Raw genomic sequence first — 13,208 nt, 5'->3', positions numbered from 1 at the left:
GTGGTAGGCAGGGTTCCGTGACGCACACCGTTGCCGAAATCGAGATCGACCGGAAGACCGACGCACTGGTGGGCGAGTGGCTCACCCTGCGCGAGGCGGCCGACAGGCTGGGCCTCGATCTCAAGCGAGTGAAGCAGCTTCTACGCGACCACAAGCTCCTGGGGGTGCAGCGGGCCGACGGCCTCTGCGTCCCGGCGGCGTTCATCTCCGGCGAACAGCCGCTGAAGGGGCTCCAGAGCACGCTCACGGTGCTCGCCGACTCCGGCTTCGACAACGCCGAGGCGCTGCGCTGGCTGTTCACCGAGGACGCCTCCCTGCCGGGCACGCCCGTCGAGGCGCTCACCCAGCACCGCGTCAAGGAGATCAACCGGCGCGCCCAGGCGCTCGCTCTCTGATCCGTTCAGGGCGGGTGGCGGGGTGCCCGCGGAATGACCGAAAGGCCACCCAGTGCCCAGTCACCTGCCCTCTGAACGCGCCGTGACCCTGCGGGCCCGGCTCGACCGGGCCCGCCTCTACCTCTGTACGGACGCACGGGAGCGCCAGGGCGACCTGGAGGAGTTCCTGGACGCGGCCCTCGCCGGCGGCGTCGACATCGTGCAGCTCCGGCAGAAGGGCCTGGAGGCGCGGCAGGAGATCGAGTACCTCTCGGCCTTCCGCGCGGCCTGCGAGAAGCACGGCGCGCTGCTGGCGGTCAACGACCGGGCCGACATCGCCCACGCCGTACGCGCGGACGTGCTCCACCTGGGGCAGGACGACCTCCCGGTCCCGGCCGCGCGCGCCGTCGTCGGCCAGGACGTGCTCATCGGCCGGTCGACCCACTCGGAGGCACAGGCGTCGGCCGCCGCCGCCGAGCCCGGCGTCGACTACCTCTGCGCGGGCCCGACGTGGCCGACGCCCACGAAGCCGGGCCGTCCGGCGCCCGGACTCGGCCTGCTGGAGTACGTGGCCCGGCACCGCTCCACCCGCCCGTGGTTCGCGATCGGCGGCATCGACGCCGGCAACCTCGACCAGGTGCTCGCGACGGGCGCGCGCCGCGTCGTCGTGGTCCGCGCGATCACCGAAGCGGACGATCCGCGCGCCGCCGCAGCCGAGTTCGCCCGCCGCCTCCACGCCGCCGACCCGGCGTACTGACCTCCCTGGGGTCGCCGCCGTCGGGATGGCGACGTGCCCCGGCCGACCCGGTCTCGGAGTACCCGTGCGATGCGCGACAATGGGACGCGTGATCGGCAACCCGGACGATGAGCGCTTCGTTGAGCTGGCCGACGACGACGATCTGGCGGTGCTGCCCGACCAGACTCGCGACGAGTCCGAGCTCGGCTGGGGCGGTTACTCCCTGGACGATGACGACGACGCCCGCCTGCTGGAGGACCGCCCGCCGCACTGGTAACAGACCCGGTCGGGTCACGCCAGAGTCCTCGTGACCCATTTGTCCCGGCGGGCTGGAAAACCGTGATTCACCCTTGCTGTCAGCGGCTTTGAGCAGCTTTTCTGGCTATTCCGGTGGGTTTTGTAGGGGACTTCCGGCTCAACTTGGTCCTGGGACCTTCCAGCAAGATCGACGAGCTTGGTAGCTTCGCGTCCGGCCGCGGGCAAGGGTCGCCCGGGACACGGCCGAATCCCCCTTCACGCAAGGAGAAGCGCATGTCGCTCGTCCGCAAGACGATCGCCGCCACGATCGTGTCGGGCGTCGCCCTCATGGGCGCCGCCGGCACCGCCGAGGCCGCCACCGCCGCCAAGCCCAAGCCCAAGCAGGTGGTGAAGCACTTCCACGTTTTCGCGTCCGGCAAGAAGGCGCAGGCGCTTGGAACGGTCACCTTCAACCCGAAGCGTGCGGCGGGCACCAAGGTGAGGGGCTCCGCCGTCAACCTCTCGAAGACCGCAGTCACGCTCAAGGTCACCGCCTACCGGGGCAAGATCGTGATCGGCAAGGCGACGGTCGTCGTCAAGGGCCTCAGTAAGGGCTCCGCGGTGAACCTGGTCTCCAAGAAGACGGCGACCAAGGTCGTCATCAGCATCGGCAATGGCAAGCCGGAGACGGTCACGCCGAAGCGCGTGTTCTGAGTCCTCCCCGCATGACAGGAGCCCCCGGACCGCTCTCCGGGGGCTCTTCGTTGTGTCGGGTTGGTGGCCGGTCTGGCCGGCGTCTGCTCGAGGGAACGCGCCGCCGCGTCAGGTGAGACTCAGGGATGGGCAGGCAGGCCCAGACCCAGCAGGAACCCGGCGACCGCCACCAAGGCCAGCGCGAGAATCAGTCTCCGGCTGCGGGGGCTCCGTCGCGGCGCGGGCGCGGATGCGCACACTCGGGCCACGGGTTCGGCGATACGCGGCGGGTACGGCGTGTCGAGCTTCATGCGTGCAATCGATCTGTCATGCCCCCATTCTTGAGCACCCAAACCCCGCTTGTCCGGAGAATCTGGATCTTGTGCGGAGGTCCAGGTCGGGAGGGGTCAGACCTTGCGGGCCGTGGCGGCGATCGTCAGCTCCGACAGGGCCGCGCGGGCCTCCGCCGTGAGCGGCGCGCTCGCCAGCGCGCTGGACGCCTCGTCGGCGTACCGCTCGATCATCCGCTCGCAGGCGTCCAGCGCGCCGGTCTCCACGATGATCGATCGAAGCCGCTCCACCCCGTCGCTACCGAGCGCGGGGTCGCCCAGCAGCCGCTCCACCGTCGACGCCTGCGCCGGATCCGCCCGCTCGAGGGTCAGCGCGATCAGGACGGTCCGCTTGCCCTCGCGCAGGTCGTCGCCCGCGGGCTTGCCGGTCTCGGCCGGATCCCCGAACACTCCCAGGACGTCGTCGCGCAGCTGGAACGCGATCCCCAGCGGCATGCCGTACGCCGACAGCTCCGCCATCGCCCCGGAACCGGCCAGCGCGGCACCCAGCTGCAACGGCCGCTCGACGGTGTACTTGGCGGCCTTGAACCGGACGACCCGCAGCGCCGCCTCCACCATGGCCCTCGCGTCCACGCCCGAGCCTCGCGCCTGCCCGACGAGGTCGAGGTACTGCCCGCACATCACCTCGGTGCGCATGAGGTCGAAGACGGGCCGTCCACGGCGCAGCGCCTCCGGCGACAGGCCGCTGCTCTGGAACATCTCGTCGCACCAGGACAGGCACACGTCGCCGAGGAGGATCGCCGCGCCCGCGCCGAACGCCTCGGCCGAGCCGCGCCAGCCCGACTCGGCGTGCAGCGCCTCGAACCGGCGATGGGCGGCGGGCTGACCGCGCCGCGTGTCGCTGCCGTCCATCACGTCGTCGTGGATCAGCGCGCTCGCCTGGAGAAGCTCGAGCGAGGCCGCCGCCGCGAAGATCTCCGGCCGGTCCTCGCCGCCCGCGCCGCGCCAGCCCCAGTAGCAGAACGCCGGCCGCAGCCGCTTCCCCCCGGCCAGCAGCGCGTCGAGCGCGGTCAGCATCGGGGTCAGGTCGCAGCCGACGTCGCTCAGAACCGGGCGCTGTCGATCGACGAAGGCGTGCAGCGCCTCGTCGACCTCCTTACGAACGCGACTGGGGGTCATACGATTGAGACTAGTGGGCCTTAACGCCCGTCCCGTTACCCTGGTGTGCATGACGTCCGCTCGCCCCACGATCCGGGAAGTGCTCGCCGCGGGCGAGACCACTTTCTCCTTCGAATTCTTTCCGCCCAAGACGGAGCAGGGTGCCCGCAACCTGTGGCAGGCGATCCGCCGGCTCGAGGTGCTGCAGCCGACGTTCGTCTCGGTCACGTACGGGGCCGGTGGCGGCACCCGCGACCGTACGGTCGAGATCGTCGAGCGGATCGCGACCGACACGACACTCACTCCCGTCGCGCACTTCACCGCCGTCGACCACTCGATCCGCGAGCTGCGGCAGCTGATCGGCAGGTTCGCCGCCGTCGGCGTGCGCGACCTGCTCGCGCTGCGCGGCGACCCGCCCGGCGACCCGATGGGGGAGTGGGTCAAGCACCCCGACGGCGTCGAGTACGCCGAGGAGGTCGTGCGGCTGATCAAGTCGGCCGGCGACTTCAGCGTGGGCGTCGCCGCGTTCCCGTACAAGCACCCCCGGTCGACGGACATCGACAGCGACACCCAGCACTTCGTGCGCAAGTGCCGGGCCGGCGCCGACTACGCCATCACGCAGATGTTCTTCCGGGCCGAGGACTACCTGCGGCTGCGCGACCGCGTCGCCGCGCACGGCTGTGACGTGCCGATCATCCCGGGCATCATGCCGGTCACCCAGCTCAGCACGATCGAACGCTCCGAGCAGCTGTCCGGCGCGCCGTTCCCGCCGGAGCTGGCCGAGCGGTTCGAGGCCGTCGGCGACGACCCGGAGGCGGTGCGCCGGCTCGGCATCGAGCAGGCCGCGGAGCTGTGCCGGACGCTGCTGGACGAGGGCGTGCCCGGCATCCACTTCATTACGTTCAACAAGTCGACCGCGACGCGCGAGGTCTACGACCGCCTGGAGGTCAGCGGCAGCCGTCGCAACCTGTCGGTGCTGTAAGCGCTGCTCAGGCCCCTAGTCGGGCACATATCGCCCACCAGTTCAGAGGCTTTGTACCACGACGGTACAGGGCCTCTGTCCATGCTCGGCCGCCTAAAAGGCGCTCATCGAAGGTCCGCGCGCGGATCTGTGGGATCGGGGGTGAGATCCGTCTCGGGCGGCCGACAGGGTGTCGCTCTGGCATCTCGCCGAGCGTCGGCCGCCGGCCGGTCACATGAGCCGGTCTCGTCCCAGGGTGCGGGTGCCCGTACACCTCGCGCGAGGCCGATGCCGAGACTCAGACAGGCGAGGGGAATCGCGGGCAGGACGTACCGGTAGTCGAAGTCGATCGTGGCCGGCGGCAGGATGAGCAGCACCATCGCCGCCGCCCACGGAAGAAGCGCGGGCCCGCCCCAGGAGCGCCAGGCGGCGACGATTCCGGCCAGCCCGCCTAGCAGCATGAGACCGAGGATCGGTCCGGGCAGAAAGACGTGGTGCTGATATCCGCGGATCCAGCCCGCGTAGGGCTCGACGACACGTGGTGCCTGCGGCGGCTGGTGGTCATAGGCCGCCATGTCGTTTCGGGCGTTGTCCATGGTGCTGGAGTGCTCGACCGGAGGTGCCGGTTCCGTCGGATGGAACTCATAGCGCAGTGCGACGCCGTAGTCCTCTGTGGGGCTCCAGCGAAAGGTTCGGGCGACACTGTGAGCGACCGTGGACAGGTAGTCGCCGGGCTGGGCAAGGATCGCTCGCTCCGCGAAGTCCTCTGCGAGTGTGTTGTTCGAATCGGTGAACCGGAACGTGGGAAGTCTGTTGATCGGCGAGGACGCGTTCCAGACGTAGGTCTCCGGCCGCATGCGCGGGAGTCCGGGCACGGGGCACAGCGCCGTCTCTCCGGCGGGAGGGTGGATTTTCGCGCAGTCGGCGAACGACATCGCGCGCGACCACAGGAACACCCCGCCCGCGCCGCTCAGCGCGTACCGCTGGTAACGGGAGTGGTATGAGACGGCGTACGCGACCAGCGGCAGCACTGTCGTCAACGCCGTGACGGCGAGGGTCCGCCAGCCCGCGCGTCGCACGATCAGCCAGCATGGCAGCAGGAGCAGAAGGGCGAACCCGATGGTTCGCGTCAGGGTGGCCAGTGCCAGCAACACGCCTGCGGCGGTCGCGAGCGGAGCGGTGGGCCGCTCATGCCATAGAAGCGCGGTGAGCGCCGACACGACCAGGAATATGAACACGGTGTCGGACAGCAGAAGGTGCTCGAGCTGGATCAGGTAGGCGTCGAACAGTACGGGCAGCACGACCAGGGTGGCTCCCCAGTCGGGCAGTCCGCGCCGCCGCAGCAGGACATAGATCATCACAGTCGTGGCCAGCGTCGACACGTGCTGTACCCCGACTACCACCACGAAGCTGTGAAAGGGCTCGAGCGCCCGCAGCATCAGCGGGTAGCCGCCGGGGCGCTCCGGCCGTAGCGCCGAGCGCAGCGTCATCGCGACGTAGGTGTACGAGTCGCCCACGAACCACAGGGCGGGCCGATAGCCGAGCATCGCCAGCATCCGGAGCACGATCCCACCGAGCATGGCGAGGGAGAAAACTCCGTATCGATGGACAAATCGCATCAAAGCAGGCTAGTCGTACCGAGGGTAACGTCAGATTACGGCAGGTTTCTGTGCGATTCGGTGGCAGGCGGACGATCTGCGAGATCGAACCGGAGAACAGCTCGACCCGACCGTGCAGACTGCAGATCGCGGCTGTGCCACGTCGCCGCATCGAGCACGGCGACCTCCCGGTGAACACCCACATTCCGAGGGAGTCCGACCTGGTGGCCATGTTCGAGGTGGCGCGTACGACTGCGCGGCGCCCATGCGTGACTTCCGGCGGTCGCTGTCACGCCTCCGGTGCGTCCGGCGGACGCGCCGCCCGGCGTCGCTGCCCCGGCCAGGTGCCCTCCAGCTCCACCTCGAGCGAGAAGCTGAGAAAGGTCCGCACCGCGACGATCAGCGCCAGCACCCCGACGCTCGTGAACGTCGGGGACGCGGCGACGGTACGGATGATGTCACCGGCGACCAGGAACTCCAGCCCGAGCAGGATCGCCCGCCCGAGGTTCTGCCGGTAGAGCCGGTACGCGCCCGGGAGCCGGCCGCGGCGGAGACGACCCGCGAACACGGCCGTCACAACGAGGGCACCGACGACGATGACCGCCACCCCGACGAGGTCGACACCCGCACCGACCACCTCGGCTATCCCCGCGAGGTCCACGTGGCGGTCATACCCGGTCGCGGCATCATGCCGGTGCTCGGCACCTGGGTGACTCGAACCCCCAACGAGCCGTAGGGCTGGAACAGTGGGGCGTTCGCCGTGGCCGTCTGTGGGTCCTCGAAGGGCGGCCGGGGCGGACCGAAACGACCAATGACAACCGCTCGTGTGCAGGTCGGTGGCCGGTCGGCGCGCAGCGCCGCAGGTGGCGATCTCGGTGGATCAGTTCACGTTCAGCAAGTCGACGGCGACGCGCGAGGTCTACGACCGCCTGGAGGTCAGCGGGAGGCGCGCGCCCATCACCGCGTAGAGCGGCCCGCCCCCGGGAAACTGGAAACGGGTGAGCAGGTCCGTCATACCGAGCGAGCGGTAGAGGTTGCGGGCGGGCGTCTGGGCGTCGAGCGTGGACAGCACGACCGTACGCTCCGGGCGCTCCGCGCACAGGGTGGTGATCAGCCTCCGGCCGAGCCCCTGGCCCTGACTGTCCGGGTGGACGTGTAGCTCGGCGACCTCGAACGTGTCGTCCATCCACTGCCGGGCGTGCGCGGCGCCACCGGTCTCGGTGAGCGCCGCGTGGACCACGTCGTGCCACCACTGCCCCGGCTCGCCGTGGAAGCCGTACGCGAAGCCGTTCACGTCGCGCCGCCGCCCGGCGACGAACGCGCGGAAACCGGGGTACGCGGTGTGGCGCTCCATGATGGTGCGCCGACCCGGCATCTGCTCGGTCGGCGGCTCCATCGCCGCCGCGTAGGTCGCCAGCATGGCGTCGAGCCGCCGGAAGAACGTCCGCTTGTCGATCTCCCGTATCTGCGGCGCGGCGTCCCGCCGGGCTCCGAAGGTTGATCTCACGTGGCTCACTTTGGTAGATAAGGCGGGACTTTCGACAGTGCGCCGTAAATGTCCCACAGAATCTGGGCCGCCGCCTTCTTCAGTTGACCGCGCTCCGTCTCGAGCTGCTGCTGCCAGATCCGGGCGGCGGGCCCCACCCAGGCGTCGCCGGCCGTACGGACCGGCGGGTCCAGCGCGGCCTCCAGCGTATCCGCGCTCGCGTAGGCGCGTTCGTAGGCGGCGTACAGCTCGGCATACTCCGGGTTCGGCCGCTGGGCGGGACTGCCCGGCGGACCGGCCGGCGGCTCCGTCGGCGGGCGGAGAGTGGCCGGGGAGGGCGGATAGGCGGTCACGCGTCCTCCTTTGCCGCGTCCGCGGTGGCCGCGCCGTGGACGCCGGTCGGATGGGCGGCCGTGAGATGGGTGGGGGCGTCGGTCGCGACGTGGGTGGGGGTGTCGGCCACGGCGGCCTGGGCGTCGGTGGTCCCATGGTGGGCGTCGGCCGGATGGGCGGCCGCGGCATGACCGGCTGCGGCAGACGCGGCTGTGGCGTGGCCGGCGAGGTGCTGCAGCGTCGCCGAGTCCGGGCAGGCCGCCAAGGCGCGGTGCACGGTTCCGGAGTGACGGGCGTAGAGCTCGGTTGCCGCCTCGGGGTCTGTCGCGGCCGGGCGGACCATCGCCTCGTGCGGCGGGCGCGGAGTGGGGATCCGGTGCCCGGGCGGGATCGCGGCCAGGTGGGTCAGCCCGATGTGGCCGAGAGCGATCTTCGCGCGGCGGTCGAGCCCGGCGTGCTCCAGCATGTGGACGACGTCGTCGTGCACGCCCTTCCGCGACGCCTCGTCGAGGAGTTCGCGAAGCCATTTCTCGTCCATCCGCAGATGATGGCTCGCCAGGCCCAGCGACTCCCGGACGGCGGCCAGGCGCGCCTCGTGGCCCAGCGCCGCGGCGATCAGGTCGGCGCTGCCGGCCGGGCCGAGACGGGAGTAGAGGCCCTTGACGTAGTCGGGGTCGTCGGCGTTGGCCGACAGCCGCTTCCAGACGTCGGCCGGGATCGGACGGTGGGCGCTGAGCGCCCCGTGGATCGCGGCGGCGTCGGCGGCCCCCGCTCGGGTCGCGGCGTGCGCGTCAGGGAAGTGGCCGACCGCGTGTCCGGCGCCGGCCGCGTCGTACGGCCCGGACGGCCACCGAGCCGGCCCACGCCGACCCGGGGCATGTCCGCGGCGCCCTTGCTCAGGTGTGCGTCGGCGTAGGCCCGTCGCCGGCCCAGCATCCCCGGCTGCGCACTGACCCAGCTCTCGACCGCCGCGGCCTGGCGCAGTCCGGTGCGCGGGACGCTCGGGGGGAGCGCTGCGTTCGTGCGCAGCCAGGCGGTGATGGCGTTCGAAGCACTCGTCATCTGCTGGATCAGCTGAGCCATCGCGGCCGTGTCGATGCCGACGAAGTCCTTGTCGCGTGCCGCACTGGCACGCAGACCGTCCTGTCCAGCCATAGGGCACCAGCTCCGGAGAGTGCGCTCAAGCCTCCGGTGACCGTTGTATCACCGCCTGTCGGCCGTTGTCCCCGACGACGCGGGCCCGATGCCGTGACCGACCGTCCGGCTCCGGTCACGCCGGCCCCCATGCGTCGGGCTGTGGGCTACGGCATCCGCCAGTGGTGTGGTGGCTGCGCGGCGTTCTCGTAGTCCAGGCCGACGAGCGTCCGCGCCGCGCGGTGCCCGCCGGCCGCAGCCCGCCGGCCGCAGCCCGCACCCCGCCGGCGACCGCGCCGCCGTCCCGGAGGCCGCCGGCCTCACGCGCCCGCGTGAAGGCGCTGGCCGGTCGCCGGGGGCGGGTGCCCAGCCACCGTGCGCATCCCTTACTGACTCAGTGGGTCAGCTTCAGCCCGGCCACGCATCCGACGATGCCGGCCAGCAGCAGCAGCTTGAGCGGGCCGGCGAATTCACCGTCGAAGAGCATGGCGTAGGTCACGGTGAGCACCGCGCCGATGCCGACCCAGACCGCATAGCCGGTGCCCACGGGCACCGTCCGAAGCGCGAAGGCCAGGCCCGTCATGCTCAGCACCAGCCCGAGGCCGAAAACGATGCTCGGCACAGGGCGGGTGAGCCCCTCCGATTTGCCGAGCGCGGTCGCCCATACCGCCTCCAGCATCCCGGACACCACCAGAATGATCCATGCCATGACAAGACTCCCCGCGTCGTCTTGTCATGACTGGGTACGGCGCACCTCGTCCAGGAGCCTGTCGGGCTCTACCGTCCACTGTCGCACATCGCCCGGCGCGCTCGGCAGCCCAGCGTGGGTGGCCTTGGTCATCAAGAGCCGGCCGCCCTGCACCAGACAGCCCACGGCACTCCGACTCGTCGCCACGTGCCACCGGCCGTGACGCGACACCGGTGCGGAATCTCTCCACGCGATAGGCACGGAGTTCAGCCCCTTCGGCCCGGCTTCTTCAAGGCTGCATCTCTCCGGTGGGGTGGTGGACTACGCGACGTCGGTCGGCGTGCCGCCGGTCAGGCGGAGCAGCTCCTCGTACGAGGTGGGGAAGACGGTGTGCGGGTGTCCGGCGGCGGCCCAGACGACGTCGTACTTGGCCAGCCATTCGTCGACGAGCGTGCGGACCGGCTGAGGGTGGCCGAGGGGTGCGACGCCTCCGATGGGCTGTCCGGTGGCCGCCCGTACGAACTCGGGGTCCGCCCGCTTGATCCGGGCGACGCCGATCCGCTCGGCGAGCCCGGTGGTGTCCACCCGGTGCGCTCCACTGGTCAGTACGAGCAGCGGCTCGCCGTCGGCGGCGAAGATCAGGCTGTTCGCGATGGCGCCGACGTCGCAGCCGAGCTGAGCCGCTGCGGTGGCGGCCGTCGGGGCGGCCTCCGGAAGCTCGCGGACCTGACCGGTGGCGCCCAGTTCGCGCAGACGGGCGGCGACGTGCTCGACGTTGGGGTGCATGGCAGCACCCTACGGCCGGCGGCGAGGTAAGAGGTTCCGAACTGCGACGACACATCTATTCGAACGCGTTGACGAATGCGGCGCCGGACGCTTTACTGAGGTACATGCTCGAACTTGTGTTCGAGTACGGCGCGGGACTCGCGGCCCGCGCCGAGGGGATCGTCTCTCGCGGGCAGCGCATGCCGGGCGAGATACGACGGCCGGGCGGGGCGAGGGGAAGCGCTTCGCCCGGCCCCCCTGGGCCCTCGGGCCCGCAGCGGAAGGAGGCATGTCATGTCCGCAAGGTCGTCAACTGCCGCCCCCCTTCGTCCCGCGCCACGGCGCAGGCCCGCCGCATCGGCGATGTCACTCCTCCAGACGGCCCGGCGCGGCCTGATCGAGGCCGCGGAGTCGGCCGCCCCGGCGCTGCGCTATGTCGCGGCCCACCTGGCGGCGTTGCGCGCCGCCGCCGCCGTGCTCGCCGAGCGCGCCGATCCCGGATCGCGCACCCGTGGTAGACCGCGCAGCGTCTGGGTGCTGCTCCCCGAGGCCGAGCCCGCACTGCGCGAGTGGGCGGCGTTCTTCGCCGCCGGCGCCGACAAACGCGCCGCGGCGGAGGCCGGCCTGCCGCGCGCGGTCACCGCGGATGAGGCCGATGAGCTCCTACGCGACGCGGAGATCTTCGTGTCGCTCGTCGAGACCACGCTCGGCGTCCCGGGCCAGCCCATGCTGCCCGCCGCCGGCTAGACCCCTCTGGGGACCGGCTCTTCACCGGAGCACGGTTCGTGCCCGCGGGTCCCGTCGTGGACCTCCCCCCGAAGCGACGGGACCCGCGCGGCCGCTCACGCCACCCGGCCGCCGCCAGGCGGCGCTCTGTCCGCGCACGCCGCCTGCCGCAAGCCGTGTGCTGCGCGCCCCGCGCCGGTCCCCGCGCCGCGCCGTGCGCTGTGCCTGCGGGCCGCGCGCCGCGATGCGAATCTTGGGACGCGCAGCACGCGGCGCGAACCTTGCGCCGCGCGGTGCGGGCTATGTGTCGAACGCCCGGTGACTACGGCGGCGAGCCCTTCCGGAGGCACGTGCCCCCTGCGGAGGGCACCCCTGTCACCGAACCGGTCGCCCGGTGGGCCGGGAGGCCTGTGCCTCCTCGCGTGTTGCGGCCTGCAGGCGCCGTACGGCCTGGGCGAGGCCTGCCGTGCCGAACGCCGCCGCCACGAGCAGGGCACTGATCCACAGCGGCGAGCGGTAGCCGAGGCCGGTGGCGATGGTGGCGCCGCCGACGGCGGGGCCGGCCGCCGCGCCCACGTTGAGCGCCGCGGTCGCGAAGGATCCGCCGAGGGAGGGCGCCTCCGTCGCCGCGTACAGAATCCGGGCGATCAGCGTCGAGCCGACGGCGAACGAAAGGGTTCCCTGGACGAAGATCAGCGCCGGCGCGGCGACCGGGCTGGCGGCGGTCGCCGCCAGGAGCGCCCACCCGGTGAGCAGGGTGATGCCGCCCGGAACCAGGACCCGCATCGGCCGCGTGTCGGACAGGCGTCCGCCGATCGTCACCCCGGCGAACGACCCGAGGCCGAACAGTGCCAGCGTCCCCGGCACCCAGTCCTCGGAGAAGCCGCTGACGGCGGTGACGACCAAGGCCAGATAGGTGAACGTGCAGAAGGTGGCGGCGTTCACCAGCGCGGCCAGCAGCAGCACGACCAGCAGCCGCGGGCTCCGCAGGGCCCGCAGTTCGCGCCGGGCGCTGGGACGCGCCTCGTCGGCCGCCCGCGAGGTGCCCGGCACCGAGCGGAGGACCGCGAAGACGGCCGGCAGGGAGATCAGGGCCACGGCCCAGAACGCCGACCGCCAGCCGAGCGCCTGCCCGAGCACGGCACCGGCCGGGCACACCGGCGACGCACGCGAGCGTGATGCCGCCCAGGAGGACGGACGTCGCCCGCCCCTTGGCATTCGGCGGGACCAGAGCGGTGGCCGTCGCGAGGCCGACGGCGAGGAAACCGGCGTTCGCCAGCGCCCCGAGCACCCGGGTCGCCAGGAGCACGGAGAAGCTGCTGGTGACCGCTCCGACGACGTGCGCGAGCACGAACGCGATCAGGAAGGCGAGCAGAGCCCTCCGCCGGGGCCAGCGCAGGCTGAGGACCGCCATCAGCGGCGCTCCCACGATCATTCCCGCGGCGAACGCCGACGTCAGCGCGCCGGCGGCGGGGATGGGCACTTTCAGGTCGCGGGCGATGTCCGGGATCAGCCCGGACAGCATGAACTCGGACGTCCCCTGGGCGAACACGGCGAGGCCGAGGACGTAGATGACGAAGGGCATGAGCGGACACTCCACAACCGCGTCGGAACGAGGACACGGCGCGCCGGCGCGGCATCCGGGACCGACCGCGTGACGCGGCGGGGGATGGGGCGGGCGCTACCGGGTGAAGGAGGCCAGGCTCGGCGCGAAGACGGCCGAGGTCATGGGCCTCCCGGGGAGAACCGGTCCGTACGACGGTGATCCGGCGGCGAAAGGGCGCGCGGCCTCAGCCACGGCGCTGCCGCGGGACATCACGAGAAGCCACCGATGGACCGGCGGCTAGCGTCTGGACGCCTCAGGACCCGACATGGTGCGCACAGTAGCGACGGGCGGCCCTGCTCGTCCACCGCGTTACGCGCCTGGGCCCGGTGCACGCGTCGGCCGGGCGTCATCCTGGCGGACGGCCAGGTCACCGTGGCCACCACGCGGGGCCCGCTGAGTCGGCAGGCCGCGTCGGTGTTGGCG

Annotated in this window: 14 protein-coding genes, 1 pseudogene and 1 riboswitch; of the genes and pseudogenes, 6 read left to right on the top strand and 9 right to left on the bottom strand. The window is 71.7% G+C overall.

The window, feature by feature from the left end; all coding sequences use genetic code 11:
* The first annotated feature begins 17 nt into the window (after positions 1-17).
* From ACYVF7_RS43270 to ACYVF7_RS43255, 4 genes are all read left to right on the top strand, one after another.
* Entirely contained in the window at positions 18-395 is a 378-nt protein-coding gene (locus ACYVF7_RS43270; RefSeq protein ID WP_460351784.1) for an Rv2175c family DNA-binding protein, read from the top strand.
* A 52-nt stretch (positions 396-447) separates the two neighbouring features.
* Entirely contained in the window at positions 448-1,131 is a 684-nt protein-coding gene (thiE, locus tag ACYVF7_RS43265) for a thiamine phosphate synthase (RefSeq protein WP_460351783.1), read from the top strand.
* Between the two features lie 79 nt (positions 1,132-1,210).
* Positions 1,211-1,387 carry a hypothetical protein gene (locus ACYVF7_RS43260; protein ID WP_460351782.1) on the top strand — a complete coding sequence of 59 codons (177 nt, stop codon included), beginning with the start codon at positions 1,211-1,213 and terminating at the stop codon, positions 1,385-1,387.
* 254 nt (positions 1,388-1,641) lie between these two features.
* Positions 1,642-2,061: a hypothetical protein gene (locus ACYVF7_RS43255; RefSeq protein WP_460351781.1), complete on the top strand. Its 420-nt coding sequence runs from the start codon at positions 1,642-1,644 to the stop codon at positions 2,059-2,061.
* Positions 2,062-2,447: 386 nt separating this feature from the next.
* Here the strand turns inward: ACYVF7_RS43255 and ACYVF7_RS43250 are convergent, their stop codons facing one another.
* A complete protein-coding gene (locus tag ACYVF7_RS43250; RefSeq protein ID WP_460351780.1) occupies positions 2,448-3,509 on the bottom strand; it encodes a polyprenyl synthetase family protein in 1,062 nt (353 codons plus the stop codon).
* 49 nt (positions 3,510-3,558) lie between these two features.
* Between ACYVF7_RS43250 and metF the strand changes: the two genes are divergently transcribed.
* Positions 3,559-4,470 (top strand): methylenetetrahydrofolate reductase [NAD(P)H], encoded by a 912-nt coding sequence (metF, locus tag ACYVF7_RS43245; RefSeq protein WP_460351779.1) that lies wholly within the window; start codon positions 3,559-3,561, stop codon positions 4,468-4,470.
* Between the two features lie 104 nt (positions 4,471-4,574).
* On the opposite strand, the gene ACYVF7_RS43240 is transcribed toward metF, so the two are convergent.
* The 7 genes from ACYVF7_RS43240 to ACYVF7_RS43210 form a co-directional block, all read right to left on the bottom strand.
* Positions 4,575-6,068, bottom strand: coding sequence for a hypothetical protein (locus ACYVF7_RS43240; protein ID WP_460351778.1), 1,494 nt, complete (start codon positions 6,066-6,068; stop codon positions 4,575-4,577).
* Between the two features lie 268 nt (positions 6,069-6,336).
* Positions 6,337-6,708, bottom strand: a complete 372-nt coding sequence (locus tag ACYVF7_RS43235) for a DUF1622 domain-containing protein (RefSeq protein WP_460351777.1) — start codon at positions 6,706-6,708, stop codon at positions 6,337-6,339.
* 258 nt (positions 6,709-6,966) lie between these two features.
* Positions 6,967-7,554: a GNAT family N-acetyltransferase gene (locus tag ACYVF7_RS43230; RefSeq protein WP_460351776.1), complete on the bottom strand. Its 588-nt coding sequence runs from the start codon at positions 7,552-7,554 to the stop codon at positions 6,967-6,969.
* A gap of 5 nt (positions 7,555-7,559) precedes the next feature.
* Entirely contained in the window at positions 7,560-7,886 is a 327-nt protein-coding gene (locus ACYVF7_RS43225; RefSeq protein ID WP_460351775.1) for a hypothetical protein, read from the bottom strand.
* Positions 7,883-8,404, bottom strand: coding sequence for a hypothetical protein (locus ACYVF7_RS43220; RefSeq protein WP_460351774.1), 522 nt, complete (start codon positions 8,402-8,404; stop codon positions 7,883-7,885). Before ACYVF7_RS43220 ends, ACYVF7_RS43225 begins: the two co-directional genes overlap by 4 nt.
* A 990-nt stretch (positions 8,405-9,394) precedes the next feature.
* Positions 9,395-9,709, bottom strand: a complete 315-nt coding sequence (locus ACYVF7_RS43215; RefSeq protein WP_460351773.1) for a DMT family transporter — start codon at positions 9,707-9,709, stop codon at positions 9,395-9,397.
* Between the two features lie 10 nt (positions 9,710-9,719).
* A riboswitch (guanidine-III (ykkC-III) riboswitch) is annotated at positions 9,720-9,781 on the bottom strand.
* Between the two features lie 228 nt (positions 9,782-10,009).
* A complete protein-coding gene (locus tag ACYVF7_RS43210; RefSeq protein WP_460351772.1) occupies positions 10,010-10,474 on the bottom strand; it encodes a YbaK/EbsC family protein in 465 nt (154 codons plus the stop codon).
* Positions 10,475-10,816: 342 nt separating this feature from the next.
* Between ACYVF7_RS43210 and ACYVF7_RS43205 the strand changes: the two genes are divergently transcribed.
* On the top strand, positions 10,817-11,200 hold the full coding sequence (locus tag ACYVF7_RS43205) for an SAV_6107 family HEPN domain-containing protein (protein WP_345431319.1): 384 nt from the start codon (positions 10,817-10,819) through the stop codon (positions 11,198-11,200).
* Positions 11,201-11,554: 354 nt separating this feature from the next.
* On the opposite strand, the pseudogene ACYVF7_RS43200 reads toward ACYVF7_RS43205, so the two are convergent.
* Positions 11,555-12,764, bottom strand: a pseudogene (locus tag ACYVF7_RS43200) (Cmx/CmrA family chloramphenicol efflux MFS transporter).
* Positions 12,765-13,208: the final 444 nt, after the last annotated feature.

The sequence above is a fragment of the Actinoallomurus acanthiterrae genome (assembly GCF_054775715.1).
This window is presented reverse-complemented; position numbering and strand designations above follow the sequence as displayed.